The sequence below is a fragment of the Laspinema sp. D2d genome, from assembly GCF_025370755.1.
Taxonomy (GTDB): domain Bacteria; phylum Cyanobacteriota; class Cyanobacteriia; order Cyanobacteriales; family Laspinemataceae; genus Laspinema.
The window spans coordinates 1-16472 of sequence record NZ_JAMXFC010000040.1; the positions used below are offsets into that span (position 1 = coordinate 1).

13 protein-coding genes are annotated in these 16472 nt (G+C 48.0%); 4 read left to right on the forward strand and 9 right to left on the reverse strand.

All coding sequences use genetic code 11. The features are described 5' to 3' along the window. Nucleotides 1-164: 164 nt before the first annotated feature. Both NG796_RS21790 and NG796_RS21795 read right to left on the reverse strand, forming a co-directional pair. Nucleotides 165-896 carry a hypothetical protein gene (locus NG796_RS21790; protein ID WP_261209221.1) on the reverse strand — a complete coding sequence of 244 codons (732 nt, stop codon included), beginning with the start codon at nt 894-896 and terminating at the stop codon, nt 165-167. 22 nt (nt 897-918) lie between these two features. Continuing rightward, nucleotides 919-2367 (reverse strand): sensor histidine kinase, encoded by a 1449-nt coding sequence (locus NG796_RS21795; protein ID WP_261209222.1) that lies wholly within the window; start codon nt 2365-2367, stop codon nt 919-921. Between the two features lie 567 nt (nt 2368-2934). Between NG796_RS21795 and NG796_RS21800 the strand changes: the two genes are divergently transcribed. Both NG796_RS21800 and NG796_RS21805 read left to right on the forward strand, forming a co-directional pair. Next, a complete protein-coding gene (locus NG796_RS21800; RefSeq protein WP_015150024.1) occupies nt 2935-3252 on the forward strand; it encodes a DUF3155 domain-containing protein in 318 nt (105 codons plus the stop codon). A gap of 265 nt (nt 3253-3517) precedes the next feature. Beyond that, a complete protein-coding gene (locus NG796_RS21805; RefSeq protein WP_261209223.1) occupies nt 3518-3670 on the forward strand; it encodes a hypothetical protein in 153 nt (50 codons plus the stop codon). A gap of 313 nt (nt 3671-3983) precedes the next feature. Here NG796_RS21805 and NG796_RS21810 read toward each other — a convergent pair whose 3' ends face one another. From NG796_RS21810 to NG796_RS21820, 3 genes are all read right to left on the reverse strand, one after another. Further along, on the reverse strand, nt 3984-4523 hold the full coding sequence (locus NG796_RS21810) for a cofactor assembly of complex C subunit B (RefSeq protein WP_261209224.1): 540 nt from the start codon (nt 4521-4523) through the stop codon (nt 3984-3986). A 401-nt stretch (nt 4524-4924) separates the two neighbouring features. Beyond that, entirely contained in the window at nt 4925-7051 is a 2127-nt protein-coding gene (glgX, locus tag NG796_RS21815; RefSeq protein WP_261209279.1) for a glycogen debranching protein GlgX, read from the reverse strand. A 403-nt stretch (nt 7052-7454) separates the two neighbouring features. Continuing rightward, a complete protein-coding gene (locus NG796_RS21820) occupies nt 7455-8042 on the reverse strand; it encodes a thioredoxin family protein (protein ID WP_261209225.1) in 588 nt (195 codons plus the stop codon). Between the two features lie 588 nt (nt 8043-8630). Between NG796_RS21820 and NG796_RS21825 the strand changes: the two genes are divergently transcribed. Continuing rightward, nucleotides 8631-9671 carry a pentapeptide repeat-containing protein gene (locus NG796_RS21825; RefSeq protein ID WP_261209226.1) on the forward strand — a complete coding sequence of 347 codons (1041 nt, stop codon included), beginning with the start codon at nt 8631-8633 and terminating at the stop codon, nt 9669-9671. Nucleotides 9672-10517: 846 nt separating this feature from the next. Here the strand turns inward: NG796_RS21825 and NG796_RS21830 are convergent. Continuing rightward, on the reverse strand, nt 10518-10718 hold the full coding sequence (locus tag NG796_RS21830; RefSeq protein WP_207088410.1) for a hypothetical protein: 201 nt from the start codon (nt 10716-10718) through the stop codon (nt 10518-10520). A gap of 626 nt (nt 10719-11344) precedes the next feature. On the opposite strand from NG796_RS21830, the gene NG796_RS21835 reads away from it, so the two are divergent. Beyond that, complete coding sequence (locus NG796_RS21835) at nt 11345-12127, forward strand: MBL fold metallo-hydrolase (protein WP_261209229.1); 783 nt, start codon at nt 11345-11347, stop codon at nt 12125-12127. A 162-nt stretch (nt 12128-12289) separates the two neighbouring features. Here NG796_RS21835 and NG796_RS21840 read toward each other — a convergent pair whose 3' ends face one another. From NG796_RS21840 to NG796_RS21850, 3 genes are all read right to left on the reverse strand, one after another. Beyond that, the gene (locus NG796_RS21840) at nt 12290-12889 is read right to left on the reverse strand and encodes a gamma-glutamylcyclotransferase (RefSeq protein WP_261209231.1); all 600 of its coding nucleotides are present in this window, start codon (nt 12887-12889) and stop codon (nt 12290-12292) included. A gap of 131 nt (nt 12890-13020) precedes the next feature. Beyond that, complete coding sequence (locus tag NG796_RS21845) at nt 13021-14313, reverse strand: TolB family protein (RefSeq protein WP_261209233.1); 1293 nt, start codon at nt 14311-14313, stop codon at nt 13021-13023. Between the two features lie 449 nt (nt 14314-14762). Further along, on the reverse strand, nt 14763-15782 hold the full coding sequence (locus NG796_RS21850; protein ID WP_261209234.1) for a hypothetical protein: 1020 nt from the start codon (nt 15780-15782) through the stop codon (nt 14763-14765). Nucleotides 15783-16472: the final 690 nt, after the last annotated feature.

The following is a 16472-nucleotide window of genomic DNA, read 5'->3' on the forward strand; positions in this document are numbered from 1 at the left end:
CAAGGGGAGCCTAGATGCAAGTCGGGCTCCCCTCTTTATTGCTTTCGTGTCACTGGCTTAGTCTAAACTCCAGTTAACCAGAATAAATACCTAAAAGATACTCCAAGACCTTGGAGGGTTTGGAATACTCTGCTCAACAATCAATCCTATTGCCTTTCTGGGTGTCAGATGATCAGTAACAGCACAGAATAAACCCCTGCACCCGTAGCAAAGGCCCAAAATTGGGTTTCTCGTTCTTCCGGTAGTTCTTCCTTAAGAATATTGAGAATAATGCCTCCCGCTAAAAAGGCAAATAGCAGGGCGATCGCCTCATGAGAAATAGTCGTTACCCTACCGATCGCCCATCCGACAATCACCGACGTTGCCAATACCCAGCGCCCCTTATGATTGTAAGCCCGTTTGTGATGTTCCCGTAAGCCAAAGTCATTAACCAGAAAATGTAACCCCATAGCGATGAAAAAGAGCCATAAACTCAAAACACTCGCTTCTTCTTCGGGATGGGCCAGCAGATAGCCAATGAGGGCATTATAAAGCCCAAAAGAAATAATATGTAACCAAAAAACTCTCTCGCTCGTTCCATGTCCTCGCCCGATTTTAAGTTGGTGCTGTCGGGATGTCTTTGCTAATTTTTCCAACCCATAAAATAGAGAAAATCCTAATAGGGACATGAGATAAACATGGTGTTCTAAAAATTCTAAGCCATTGAGGGATGATGCCTCAACCGTGGCTTGTCCTTCACTCAGTTCAGGAAAAATGTGAATAAATGTGTAAGCGACAGATACACCCCCCGCCATAGAAAGCCAGTAATTACGCGGGACTGAACCCAGAAAGAGTAGATTTTTGGCCCAAATATGAACGATCGCTAAGGCGATCGCAAAGAGGAAAGATAAAGTCATAGAGTAAATGAAAAGATTGAGACTATTTAGGGAAAAATCCCTCTGAGAGTTTCAGCCAAACAATACAGGTTGTCCCCGAATGATCGAAACTAGATCGGTTTTGCCAATTGGGGTCTCGCCATTGTGGGGGAGTGGGACTAAAAACCTCGATTTCCCCTTGCATTTGGGTCATCAATTCTCGGGCGATCGCCAATCCTAGTCCCGTCCCGGGAATATCACTCTGGGCTTTGACTCCTCGATAATACCGTTGAAATAACTGTTCTAAGTCTTGGGGAGGAATGCCGATACCCGTGTCACTAATGGCGATCGCCATCAAGGTTACCCCCTCCATTGGGCGCTGATCCCCCACTTTCACATAAATTTTGCCTCCGGAGGGGGTATATTTCAAGGCATTGTCAATCAAATTGCTCAATACTTCCCGCAGGGCTTTGGGAGAAGCGAGAACCGCAGGCAATTCCGAGGGGATATCGGTCCTCAACTCCAGATGCCGATCGCTGGCGATCGCCAGGGCCGAAATTAGCAACGGTTCCAGTACCGCCCGGATATCGCAGGGTTCTAAATCAAAAGCGGGGAGTAACAATTGTGGCGATCGCTTCTCCAACATCGGAGTTTCCAACGGGACCTCGGTTTGCACATCTGGGACCGCTTCTATTTCTTCGGGTTCGATCGCCAAATTCATCTGTTGTAGCAACTCTTGCACGCGATCGCTCTCCCGCAGAATACTTCCGGCAATATCTCGGTTCGGATCCGGTTCCCGCAGGCGTTTTAACAACAATTTCCCAAAGGTGCGTAAGGCAGTCAGGGGACTGCGCACCTGGTGCAGGAGGTTATCGAGTAAATCATGTTGTTCCGCCTGGAGGCGTTGATGTTGGCGTAGTTGCTGACTTAACCACCGTTGCCGCCGATCCAAAATGCAGGCGATCGCGATGGTTTGGGCGATGCATTCAATCTGCATCCGTTCGCGATCGGTCCAGGGTCGGTCCTCTCGGCGGGTTACCAACAGTCCCATAACGATTTCTTCATGGATCAGGGGTAAGACAATTTGTCGGTGTTGCGCTAAATCCTCCCCCTCGACGATCGGTTCATCTTCTGGGTTTAAATATCGGATCGGTTCGATTAAATGAACCGTCACGGGTCCTTGGGAGGAAGCCGACACTAAGGGGGGCCCTTGAGCCAGGGGGGCATTCGTTCCCGTTGTCGGCGTTTCCCCGGGAATTGCCGTAGGGGGAAAGTCGGGGGTAGGACGCCCTGGGATTTCTGTGGCAATCTCTGAACCGGCGATCGCCCGGGCAGGATTTTCTTCCCACACCACAGCACTTTCGGGATAAGTCACAATCGGAATCAGCTTGGCTTCTCGGTCTTCTGCCAGTTCTTCGGTCAAATACACCACGCTCACGGAGGATCCTAGCCCTTTCGAGAGCAAACCCACCTGTGATTTACACAGGGCCACAAATTCTGAACTGGCTCCCATTCCCATCTTCCCTTATTCGATTTACAGTAACGCTCACCGATGCCCGCCGCTTTCCCCCCGTACCCTGTTTATCCTAACTAGGTGAAGCCTAGGACCGGACCCTCTATGTTCATGTTGGCAGAAATTGAGTCCGGTTGCTTACTTCTGGGGTAAGATACTTTAGCCCCATTGAGAAAACCCGTTGCACGTTCTTTTATTTTCGGGCAATTCTGTGGCAATTCTGTGGCAATTTTATGGCAATTCCGGGGCGTCAGGAATTGAATACAGGCAATTACCCCCCTTCGAGAGCGCCGCTGTCCTCGGGTCAACTCCAGTGAGTAATTCTGATCTCCCCCATCGGCTCTACTCTATTGATTTTTGTAACAAACTTTATAGTTTTGTGAATTTTACCCCACCCTCGCTCTAAAGGGGAGCAAAAAAAGTCTGAAAAGGCTTATGATATAAGAGATGCGGCGTTTTGTAACAAACTTAGCAAGAGGGATTGATTTTTTTTATTACAGCGGATATAATCAGCACGACTTTTGTAACCATCACTACACCTGTCGGCTGAAATAGGAGGTAAGGATTTTGGCAAGGAGACGTAAGCGTAAGAGCCGTCGCCGCCAAGAAGGGCGCAGGATTTTAGAGCACGTGCCTCAGTATAGTATCGAAAGCGGTGAAGATAAGCCAGTCACAGCCGCCCGTAAATTCATCAAGGCAGAAGGCATCGTGCCACCGGCTTTGTTGTTAGTTAAGAGAAACGAGCATACCACGGATCGATACTTCTGGGCAGAAAAAGGATTGTTCGGTGCTCAATATGTAGAAGAAAATCATTTCTTATTCCCAAGCTTAAAGTTTTTTGAAAGCAAAGCAGAAATACCCCCTGTGGCTTTATCAGTCCGGTAAAAGGGTTTTTCTGTCAGTCATAAGAACTGAAGGGTTAAGGGACTTATCGGCGGCGAGAGCAGGATTGTCCTGATCTGGCGATCGCCTCGGATCATCCTTCGGTGCGAAGGTTCGATTTATAGCAGACTCGAACAGCGTACCGAGTAAATTTAGCAGATTTACAGGGGCATTAACTCAGTTTTGGCAAAAACTGGCGTTATAGAGAGTCCCGTAACGGCAAATGTTCCGTCAATCGGTTGATTGGTCACGGGAAAAAACGGTTTGAGTGCCGCATCAGAAGTCGCGATCTTTACAGGCGCATCCAGTTTCCTTGGCGATTAGGGAAACCTGCGTTGGGTCGCGATCGCCGCGAGTGCTAAACCCTGAACGGGTCCCGGGCGATCGGTTGCGCCACGGTCAGGGTAAAGTTCCGGTCTGAATTCCGGCTATCACACTGCCGAAATGTCCCGTCCTCCTAACCAGGAACAGGGGAAAAAGCGTTTGGCCGATCAAAACTAACCGTTAAAATCCGACTTGACCTCATGGGGTCAATTAAGGAAACAAACCGATTAAACTTACCACGCTTTTTTGAAATTAGCTCCATGACAAGCTCACGGGTTTGCATCGGGCTAATTTCTGCTATCCTATCACCCTCTAGGGTCACAGGATTTAAAATAACCCGGGCGGTTACCGGGTTTTTAGCCCTACTGAGTCAGTTTCTTGAGTAGAGATCCAGTCAAGCAACCGGGTTTCTAACCTTGACTGTACTGAGGTCCTAGGGTTTGCTTGAGTACGGCCAGTTCATCGCGATGACCCGTAACTTTAATTCTATTTTGGGTTGGATTATTCCCGGAACTCTCCAGTGACGTCACTTGGAGAGACACCTGTTCAATCCGACCCGAATTTTGCCAATAAAACCACCCGGCGACTGGAGATAACAGAATCAATCCCAGAAATAAATTCCCGACTTGGGGGATGACCATTGATAAAATTAGGCTCAAACACAGCATCCCCACTGCCGCCAACAGGGTCAAGAAAATCGCCAGAAACCAACTGGGACGGACAAATCCTTCAAACGTGACTTGATTGCGTTCCCCATCCACGGCCTTCACCCGATAAGCGCGGCGATCAAAATACCCTTGTAACTCAGGCAGAATCGACTCTTCCGGCTGTTCCGTTACCCATTCCAGTTCCTCCGTTCGGTCTTTTACCGACGCCCGAATAAAGAAAAACAACCCGATTGTCATGAGTAGGGTTAAAAAAAACGTTGATGAGAGAGTCGTCGTATCCATCGGTTCTATCTAAATGACTTCATGACGCAATTTTACATAAATTTACAAACAAACTACGACTCGGGCCTCGTCTAAGCAAGTCCTGGAGTACCCTCTTAAAGCCCAGAGACTAGAAACTGGGCCTTTTAACATCTACCCGTTCCCCGGATCTCCCTTAAATTAAAATCGATTTGAAAAAATTGTGATTTTGGATGCAGACAATATGGTAATCTACAATTCCTTACTATCCTGTTACATTGTCTTGCCCTAAAAAAGGCAGGTGTTTTGGTGCGTTACGGTGGCTTCCGTGACGCACTCTTTTCCCCAAAACTCAATCCAGCAGTAATCCAGCATTTCTGAGATTAATCCCAGAGGATGTCGGGACAATTCAGCGACTGTCCCGACGCAGTGTCCTGGCGTCTCTACTCAGAACGCCTTAACACGACCACCGATTGCCCGAAAACGGGGACCGCCTTATCTGCGGTATAGATGGGTCCATCTTCTAAAAAGCTAGGTTCCTTGGTATCAATCACAGTAATCCACTGATGTTCGTTTAACCCCTCGGGTAACTTAAACTCGATGGATTCCCAATGGGCATTAAAGAACAGGAGGAACGTTTCGTCAATGACTCGCTGACCATAGCGATTGCGCCGGGGAATTTCCTGTCCATTTAACAAGACTGCGATCGCCTTGGCAAACCCTACACCCCACTCCTCATCCTCCATCTCGCTGCCATCAGGATTAAACCAGCTAATATCATTCACCGTCTTCCCATAAATCGGGCGGCCCTGGAACCACTTGCGCCGCTGAAACACCGGATGCTTGCGACGGAAATAAATCAATTGCCGAGTGAAATCTAACAACTGGGCTTTTTCCTCGGGAAACTCCCAATTCAGCCAGGAAATTTCACTATCCTGACAGTAGGCATTATTATTCCCCCCTTGGCTACGTTCCATTTCATCCCCCGCCAATAACATGGGGATACCTTGGGACAGCATCAGGGTCACCAGAAAATTCCGCTTTTGGCGTTCTCGCAAGGCCAATACCTGTTGATCATCCGTATCTCCTTCTGCGCCACAATTCCAGGACCGATTGTGACTCTCCCCATCACAGTTATTTTCCCCATTGGCTTCATTATGCTTCTCGTTGTAGCTCACTAAATCGTAGAGGGGGAAGCCATCATGAGCCGTGATAAAGTTGATGCTGGCATAAGGACTGCGCCCTGTGGTTTCATATAAATCCGAACTCCCAGTGAACCGATAAGCAAATTCACCTAACGTCCGGTCCTCTCCCCGCCAGAAGTCACGCACCGTATCCCGATATCGCCCGTTCCACTCGGACCATAACAGAGGAAAATTCCCTACTTGATAGCCGCCGGGACCCACATCCCAGGGTTCAGCAATCAGTTTCACATCGGAAAGGACTGGATCCTGATGGATGATATTAAAGAAAGAACCCAAATTATTGACGTCATACAGTTCCCGCGCTAGGGCCGATGCCAAATCAAATCGGAACCCATCGACGTGCATTTCTAGCACCCAATAGCGCAAACTATCCATAATTAATTTCAGGATTTGCGGATGGCGCACGTTGAGGGAATTGCCGCATCCGGTGAAATCCATGTAATACCGGAGATTGTCATCGACGAGGCGATAGTAGCAGGCATTATCTACCCCCCGCATGGACACCGTGGGACCGAGGTGATTGCCTTCCCCGGTGTGGTTGTACACCACATCTAAAATAACTTCGATTCCGGCTTTATGCAGGGCCTTGACCATTGCTTTAAATTCCTGCACTTGTTCTCCCGGTACAGTCGCGGAACTATAACCGGAATAAGGGGCAAAGAAATTAATGGAGTCGTAACCCCAATAATTTTTGAGTCCTTTATCCGCCAAATGTCCAGGATAGGCGAGGAAGTGATGAACCGGCATCAATTCGATCGCCGTAATTCCCAAGGTTTGCAGGTGAGAAATTACCGCCGGATGCGCTAGTCCGCTATAGGTTCCGCGCACTTCTTCGGGGATATTCGGTTGAAGTTTGGTAAATCCTTTAACGTGGGTTTCATAAATGATGGTTTCATGGAAGGGAGTTCTTAAAAGTTGGTCTCCTTCCCAATCAAAAGACTCATCAATCACGATGGATTTCGGGATTAAATGAGCGCTATCAGTTTCGCTGAAAGAGAGGTCTTCCTCGGGAGATTCCCAGTTATAACAAAACAGTTCGGGCCCATTGATTACATCTCCTTCAATCGCTTTAGCGTAGGGGTCAATCAGGAGTTTGTTGGGGTTAAATCGATGACCTGCACCGGGGTCGTATGGCCCATGCACTCGATATCCATATCGCTGCCCCGGGGAAATTCCAGGGATGTAGCCATGCCAAACATGGTTATCAACTTCGTTTAGAGAAAGGCGTTGCTCTTTCCCATCTTTGTCAAATAAACAGAGTTCTACTCCCGTGGCATTTTCACTAAATAAAGCAAAATTTGTTCCTTTACCATCCCAGTAGGAACCCAAGGGATAGACTTTACCGGGCCATACTTCTAAATGCATATTGATCGGTTCACTCACCACGAATTTTTAAAGAGAATCAAAACTGGCGATCGCAAGTTATACCCGGAACTTGAGGGGGTCTGTTGGCGATCGCATTCGATTGTTCTCTCTTTAAATTTACGGGCTTCCCTGTTCTGTGGCTTCTACCCTAGGAGTGATGCGAACTGTTAGGGGTTATGTTACTGTAATTAGCCGGTCTGCACCCGAACCCTTGTTTTTAAGCAGTCCGGGTCAAGGCGGCTCAATAATTGGGGTTACATCATATCTCACTTTTGAGGCTGGGTCAAGCACAAGGGCTGATTCCCTTTACCTCATGAGTCCAAGAACCGCTATATATCAAGAGGAGGAGAAAATAGCCGATCGCGCCAGGACCGGGGTTTTCCTCCCCTGGGGCGATGGGTTCCTACCATGCCCCATAATAGGCCGGTTCATGGCCCGGTTTCCATTTAATATTGCAGCCAATGCTAGGTTTTTGGTCTGGGGAGATGGGGTCTCCTGCCAATACCGCATCGATCGCCTCCCGCAAGTCTTTTCCCGTCACAGGTTGATTATTCCCAGGACGACTGTCATCGAGTTGACCCCGATACACCAAGTGGCGACTGCGATCAAACACAAAAAAATCTGGGGTGCAAGCGGCAGTATAGGCGATCGCCACTTGTTGGGTTTCATCGTAACAATAGGGAAAGGAAAATCCTAACGTCAACGCCATTGCTTTGAGATGTTCCGGGGCATCCTGGGGATGTGTCTCCACGGAATTAGAACTAATGGCTACAATTCCCACCCCGCGATCGTGATAATATGACCCCATCTTGGCAAGTTCTTCTTGAACGTGCTTGACAAACGGGCAATGTTGGCAGATAAACATGACAACCAGTGCGGTTTTGTCCCGAAAGGTTTCCAGGGAGATGGTCTTTTTGGTCACCACATCCGGGAGTTTAAAATCTGGTGCCGGGGTTCCCAGTGCCAGCATGGTTGAAGGAGTTAAAGTCATTTTTATCTCTGGAGTTTTTCAAGGGTTGGGCTTCAAGGGTTTATTATCCGTCAGGAACCGCCCTCGGTTCAAATCCCTAGGACATTTCCCCCTTAACTTCCCGTCCCTTGATTTGACCTCTTACCATAAATTATCCCCGTTGTCATCCGCGAATTCTCGTAAAATTTTCCTGATCGGGAAAATGTAACCCAGGAAATGAACGCCTATAAACAGGTAGAAAAATACCCTAATAGTCCGCGATCACTGGTTTTTGGATGGCGAGCAAAATGAGCGCGTAACCTAAATGCTTTTTTTAGACGTAACCTACCCCCAGACGGGTACACACTTTTCCGCCGTCTCTAAAATTCTTTGTTTAGAGAAAATACCAGGTAAAACCCTTTCTATACAAGGCTTTGCGACAAAATTTTTCTCAGAATTATTCAGACAATCTCATCAAAATTCAGCGGAATTGAACCCACGGACATCAGCCCGAGAGCATCCGTTACAAAACGTAATGATACTTCAGAAAATACTCGGTTTCCCAGACTCCGTAATTTTGAGTAAGATTTTAATAGAAAGATTAAATAATTATAAGAAAGTATTTTAGCTATGACGGCGGACCTCCTGAGCGCACCAAAACTTAGCTTTTCCAAAGAAGAACTCCTCCAGCAATATGCAGGAGGAACCCGAGATTTTAATCGCCTGAGCCTTGCCAAAGCCGACTTAAGGGGAGCCAACCTCAGTGGCGTTTACTTAGGTGGAGCCAGCCTCACTAAAGCCGACTTGAGTGGAGCGAATCTCAGCCGAGCCAATTTAAGCGGAGCCAGCCTGAGTGGCGCTAACCTCACCGGAGCCAACCTCAGCGGGGCTAACTTAGCTGGAACTCACCTGAATTGGGCCGATCTCAGTGGGGCCGACCTCAGTGGGGCCAATCTCACCAATGCGGACGTCAGCGGAGCCAATTTAAGCGGAGCCAACCTCCATAACGCCAAATTAAATCAAACCTACTTAATCGGAACGAATCTGAAATCTGCGGATCTGCGAGAAGCGGATCTCACTCTAGCGAGCCTCAACAAAGCCGATTTAACTGAAGCTAATCTGCGTAAAGCGGACCTCAGTGGTGCCAAACTCAAGCAAAGCAACTTGAACCTCGCCGATCTAACTCATGCCAACCTCACGGGTGCTAATCTCAAGCAAGCCAACCTCAGTCAAGCTCATCTCAATTGGGCTAACCTCACAGGAGCAGATATTCGGGAAGCGAACCTCTGCGGTGCTAATCTCAGCAAAGCCAACCTGAGCCAGACGGATTTGACCGAAGTCTGCCTTAAGGATGCGCAATTAAGTGGGATTAACTTTAGTGGGGCTAATTTGACCGGGGTTGACTTGAGTCATAAACTACTTACCGGCGCAAACCTCAGTGGTGCTGAACTCAGTCTTGCTAACTTGAGTGGCGCATATCTGATTCAAACGAATCTGAGTGAAGCGAACTTGAGTGAGGCAAATCTGATGGGTTCTCATTTGATGGATGCAGATTTAACAAAAGCGAATCTTTCTGGCGCAAACCTCTCTCAAGCCAATGTGGTCAATGTCAACCTTCGCGGAGCCAGTTTGAAAGGGGTGATTCAACCCAATGGAAAACCCCGCACCTAAAATGCCTGTTCAATAGCAGTTAGCAACCCAGTTTCTTGACAAAATGTGGGGGAGTTGACAACAAATTAATGGCACAAACTGGGTTTTGGGTTTGAGTTTCTTCATCCGGTAAGGGAAGACAACTTGATTTCTGTACAGAATTTTAGGGAAGTCCCCACAAATTATACTCCATAAGGTATCGGCCTCTGAGAGCGTCGATATTGGAGCGGGAAGAGCAATTGCATTTTTTTAGGGAATTTGTAGCAATGAGCGATATATTTCGCCCAGAAACTACGGTTTTTGTCCTAGGGATTGAATGCTCGGGCAACTCCTATCCGAAGAATGGCCGTTGCTTTCCATCGGTCGTCTTGAGAAGGAGATCGGGCGATCGCCGCTTAAAAATGCCGATTAAAGGGGCTGAGTATTCCATAGATTGACCCCTGGATCTCTCGGTGTGCGTTCAACTTGTGGAGAAAGGGGAGAATGCACTAGATCTACGACGTCTGGAATGGAGAGCGAGAAACTATTAAAAGGGAACAATGTCCGAACAGTAGACCTGTTTCGGGCGGGGGAGTATAGGAGTGGATCGGGATACGGCAGTTGGTATGCTTTGGACGCTCCAGGCTTTATCGGCCATGAAGTTAGGAACCTTGTCTCTCTACTGGCGCATCATGGGGGGTCTAGTTTTTTAAAAAATCCAAAATATACCTCAGACACTGGAGAAACCCGATCTTGCTCTCCTTCTAATGACGAATCGCTGCAAACCGAAAATTTATTTGTTTTTAGAGGGATCCCAGATGACTGTTTAATCACCCTTGATCTGGATAATCTTGGCTTGGAGTACAATTATCCCTTGCTAAAGCGGGTTTACTCTTCCACGCGTAACCATCCCCGGCGGACTGCATGAAGTAGACGGTTGATGGCGTCCATTTCATCTTCCGTTAGTGAATCCTTGAGCAGCGCACTCATTAACCCCCAGCGTTCTAGGTAAGTAATTTTTCCCGATCGCCAGATTTGACAAAAAATTTCTGAAATTGTCAATTTGTAGAAATTTCCCTGAATTACCATTTTCTCCCCTCGTGAAAACGTAATGATTTCTTTAACTTTATTATCTCAAGTATCGGGTATTTTATCAAGTCAATCTGTGATTTAAAACTCCGTCTCGGTGTGATTTGAGTTCTAAATTTGGATAAATTTTCAGGACCCCTGCCTGGAACCCATTGCTGTAGGAGCGTTCTTACGCCTAGGCGATCGCGAGAAAAAATGAGGCGGAATAGAATCGGGGATCGAATCTTTTCGACTAGGGATCGCGACTAAAAAAAGGGCTATGGATTCTGGCGATAATAGGGGGTTTGTTCCCTTACAGGGTTTGCACCACTTCGGAGAGGTTAGAACGTATAATTAACTAGCCTTGGATCGTCAATTTTCTATCTTTCCCCCCCCTCTTAGCTGATAGACTCTTGAGATTCTGAGAACCGGCGATCGCTATACAGACTGGAGCAGCCCTGACTACTCTAACCCAACTCATCCCTCAGCGCTACTAGCGAGGGTTGAAGAAGGGGTAATTTTATGGACGTCCAGTCTCATGGGATGCAAGCCCCTACCCGAGGCAATTCCTAAAAATTTGATAAGCAATTGTAACAAAGACGTAAAATATTGAAAGGCATTATCAATAAGATAAGATTGTTCGGATTATGTATTTGACTTGGTTAGACAGTAATTCATGGCTGATTGAATTAGCCTCTAAGCGGATCCTACTTGACCCGTGGCTCGTGGGTCCATTAGTATTTGGAAACCAGCCTTGGTTGTTCAAAAGCGATCGCCGCAGTCCTCGCTCCATCCCGGACAATATCGATCTGATTTTACTGTCTCAGGGTTTGGAAGACCACGCACATCCACCTACCTTAAAACAACTCGATCGCCAGATTCCCGTTGTGGCTTCTGTTAATGCGGCTAAGATAGTCCAGGAGTTGAATTATACTCAAGTTACCCCTCTAGGGCATGGGGAAAGTTTTTACTTAGGAAATAAATTGGAAATTAAGGCGATTCCCGGTTCACCCCTCGGACCTTTTTTGGTGGAAAATGCCTATATTATCCGGGATTTAGAAACGGGTACGAGCCTATATTATGAACCCCACGGGTCTCATTCTCCGACCCTAAAAAATGAAGGTCCAATTGATGTGGCGATCGCCCCCATTGTTGATTTATCTTTGCCTTTGTTGGGGTCAATTATTAAAGGGAAAGAAAGTGCATTAGAACTGGCTAAAATGCTGAAACCCCAAGTGATGTTACCCACAGCTGCCGGAGGGGATGTGATATTTGAGGGGCTGTTAATGTCTCTGATTCGCGCCCAAGGAACGATTGAAGATTTTCGCTCGTTGTTGGCAAAGCACCAGCTTTCCACCCGGGCGATCGACCCCAAACCGGGCGATCGCATTGAGATTCCACTAGAACAGCGTACGGTTCCGGTTAGTTAAACCGCTGGGTCTCTCCCCAGTGCGGTAGAGATTGAAAATACTCCAAGTTCTCACCCGTTTTCGTCACAGAAACGGGTTTTTTAAGGGGTGTAAGGAGGCAAAATATAGAGGGATTGAAATGAGCAGGTTCGGTCAGGTTACCCCCTAGAAAAAGGGCTGCTTTCATCGAGCCAATTGAGCAGAAATTAAAGCCTTTTTGAGGGTTGCGTTTTGACGGGGGCGGGTTTGCAACTGATGCATATAGTTAAATAGATGCCAACAGTAGGATTCCGGAAGTCCGCAGGTAACTGCCCCGCGTAAGACAACCTGAAAGTACCAATCGTTAGGGGGAAGTTCTTCCGAAAGTTTATGGGCTACGGTATAAGTGCGAACATTTGGGTAAACTTGGTGACCCGAGGAAATTTCGATCGCCTCACGATGATAGCCTTTTTCTCGTTCATCCAGGCGATCGGACAGTCGCCAAGGGAGTTGATAGAGAACGCCTTCTACAGAGGCGGTTGGGTCTTTGATGATATCCAGAACGCCGCAATTTCGTAAGGTTGAATACCCAGAAAATTGCAGTCGATAGCCTTTGAGAGTAGCCGGACCGATCGCATACGGATGGGTGGGTTCCCCCAGCGATCGTTTTAAATCCACCGGACACATACAAGAACCATAAGCGAAATAGTAAAAGGTTTCGCTGGGAGATTCTAATCGGGTTGACCTTTTGCTCAGGGAAGGTTGGGCCTGCAAACCCTGTAAATGTCGAGGGTGAACGCTCATTTTTAGCTAACCAGTTGCTAGGTATAAAAGAAATTCTATCAAAGGCTTGAAGAAAAAACAAGCTAATTCCGACCGGAAAACCGTAGATTAAACAAATCTTTAAAATTGTGCCCAGACTCCGAAGCTGGACCCTACAAGTCAACGGTCATCAGGAGGGTACTAAAGGTCTGAGTTTGGACATCTTCCAGAGGAACAACCAGACGATCTCCGGCCCACTCCAGCTTGCGTTCTGTGGCAAAGAGTCGTTTACCCGAAGGGAGGTAAACCCGCTGGCTGATTTGGCGAGGTAAATCATAAACCCAGAGGGTGTGACCGCCAATGCTATCACTGAGGACCGCCACCACGCGATCGCTTTCTTCTGAGAAATCTGGGCGGATGCTAGATAACCGTTCGATGGGCGTTTCTTCAAATAAGAGTTGGCTTTTTCCCGTATCCGCTGAAAAGGCGTAGAGTTTAGCAAAGCTACTGGTAGAGTTTTCCCCCGAGGGGCGGCTGGCATAGAGTAACGTTTTGTAATCATCACTCAGGGCCAAGAATTCCAGATGTTCACCTTGTAATAAAACTTCCTTATCTCCGGTGGAGGGGGAGATAGCCACCAATGAATTCGGTAATTGGCTATATTCCCAAGCCAAAATTTGACCTTGGGCCGTCCATCCAAAAATCCGATATTTATCCCCAGTGCTGCCCAGGGTTTTTTTGGCTTGACCCGTTGCCACATCCAAAACCCACACACTCATATCAGAGCCTGATCCCAACGTTTCCCGATTCGAGGTAAAGGCAATCATCCGACCATCGGGGGACCAATTGGGATCAGAAGCCCAGTAGAGAATTTTTACCCCAGCCTCGCAAGCCGATTCTTGGCAAGTGGAGGGCGGGGGCGTTGAGGGCAATGCCCTAGTTTTGGAGATAGTCTCCCGTAGCGCATGATGGTTGCCGATCGCCTTCACTTCCAGAGTCTTCGTATCCAGCAGATATAAACCCCCCAGGTTGAATTGAGGTTGAAACAATAGGACCGAGTGGTCTTGAGGATTCGGCCAGAATTGTGGGGAAGGATGCTGGGGATCAGGAATCCAGCGTTGGCTTCCAGCCCAATTAAAGCCCAACAGATGTAACAAATTGGATTCCCCCGTCACCGAATCCGGATATTCAAGTTGCTTCCGGGTGACCTCAAGGCGGCGCTTTTTCCCGTTCAGGTCGATTTCTAGAACTTCGGCAGAAAAGTCGGGATTCGGGTTACTTAGAGGGGAGGGCAGACTGACGAAGACGGCTTCGCGATCGGCTTCGGCGATTAACCGCACTGGCTGATCCACCCTGAGATTCCCGGATGAACCCAAATTGAAGTTTTGACATCCCGCAAGACTGAAACCCGTCAAGCCCAAGAGTACATAGCAGGTGGCGATCGACAGGTTTTTGGGTAATAACATGGCAAAATCCTCCTGGAGTTCGATTCCCTTAACAAGGAAAGCGCTTCCTCGCGTATTTAGCCACCGAGACACGATACGAAGGAAAGCGCTTCTTTCTCTGTAGAATACCTTAGTTTAAAAGCTAAAGCGGCTTGGAGCAAAGGGAGCTGGATCGAGGGAAACTCCCGAAAATATGAAATCCCCCCTTTTGAGAGGTAGATTAGCACTATTTGAGGAGATTGTTCTGAGTCTAGGAATCCTTTTTGGGGGAGTTCCCTAAGCGATGATCCGGGCAAATCTTGCCGGATCCGGATGGGTTTAAAGTTCATAAAAATAGGCCCGCTTTCGGAGTAAATTCCGAGCGGGACGGGGTGGGGTAAGGTTTCCTTTTAGAGGGTTTAAAAGCTGGGATCAGCGGAAAATTTGACGGTTTAAGGTTATAGATTCGGTCTAAATTAGGTTTTCAAGGCTTAGTTTTTAGGGTCCCGATGTTCCGAAATAGCGGTTTCTAAGCCGAGGGTTTTGCCGGTGGCATCGGTGCGATAAACCCAGCGAGTGCCACCATTGGATAAGACGATTCGCCAGCCGTTGACAGTGTTGCGATCGCAGACGGCTTTGGAATGGAGCAATCCCAGACAACTGTCGGTCCAAGTTTGGCGGCTATATTCCGCTACTTCCACTTGTTCCGGTGAAATTCCCACGTTTTCGGCGAGGTCGGCTTTAACTAAGGCGGCTAAACCCGAGGGCAAAGGGGGCTGCATCAAGCGCTCAATGGTGGAAGATAAGAGGGGATTGAATAAGATCTGGTCTCCAGAACGATCCACCTGATAAACCAGACGTTCCTGACCAGCGGCGATCGCAATCTGCCAACCCGGGACCGTCCCCGTATGACAAGTTTGACGGGAGGGATCTACCTCTAGGCAGAGGTTCGGCCAATCCCGGACCTGAATTTCGGTAATGCTGAGGTCAGAGAGGTCCAAACCGGAACGACGGGCGGAGGCTTCTAACACGGCATTGGCAACCTCTGCGGGGAGGTAGCTAACCGGCACATCCGGGGTTTCCAGTTTCAGGGTTTGTCCCTGGGGATCGCTGCGATAGACCCAGCGATCAGAGACCACAATCCGCCATTGATGTAGGGTGGTATCGTTACAATCAACCGGGGGATCCAACTTTTTCTGGCACTGAGAAGGGTGGGATTCGAGACTGTACTCTGTAATGGAGAGTTCAGAAGCGGGAATTCCCAGTTTGAGGGAAAGGTCTTGTTGAACCGCTTGAGTCACTGCATCCGGGAGCCGGTAAGGGTCAATCGTTTGACGCAGGAGATTGCGCGTGTTGCGAACAAGTTGCCCCGCGATCGCCATTGGATCGCTCACTGCACTCGCACTAGAGGTTGCTTTGGGATGGACCTCTATGAGTAAGACACCTGTCAGCATGACGGCGAGTACCAGCGGGTTAGGCTGTTTTTTACGGCGTTGTTCGTCGTGGTTCATAGCACTGCTCCGTTATTGGCGATGCCTAAATGCCTGTTGGAATTAACCCAGATTGCACGTGGCATCCTGGGGGAAAGATCGCAATGGAGTTTCTGCGATCGGGCCAAACCTCAGATGTCAATTTAGACAACAACACCCGGGTTGCAAGTTCCGCAAACGCGACTTCAATCGCGAGATTGCAAGTTCCTGGATCATGCCACAACTGAACCTTAACTCAAAGACTTTCCCGGTCATTTAAGCAGACTTCAAATCAGAAGATATTACTCGCAACCTATCTTTTTCCCTATAGGGATCCGAGTAATTGCAGGGAATTGGCGATCGCGGTTTGCTCGGAACCCGCCCCCTTATTGATTCGGTGTTTTTGTAAAACCCACTACGGGTATATTTTTAACTGTAACAGAATATATCCCCTAAATCAAGACGGGCAGTGCGATCGCGCTAAGTAAAGCAAATCGTTCTGCCCGTTTGTAGCCCAGGCTACATAGATTCAATTTATCCGGGTTGAGATCCCAGGGACCCTATTCGATTTTGTTGATCTAACCCCTTGATTCAGTCTGAAATAGGTCTAAAAAAACACCAGGTTTCTTGATAAGATTGAGGCAGAATTAATCACTTAATCGGACTAAAAAGCCGCTTTTCAACTTTTCTTTTACCCTCGTTTTCAGTCACTCCTACTCCTCCTGAACTGGC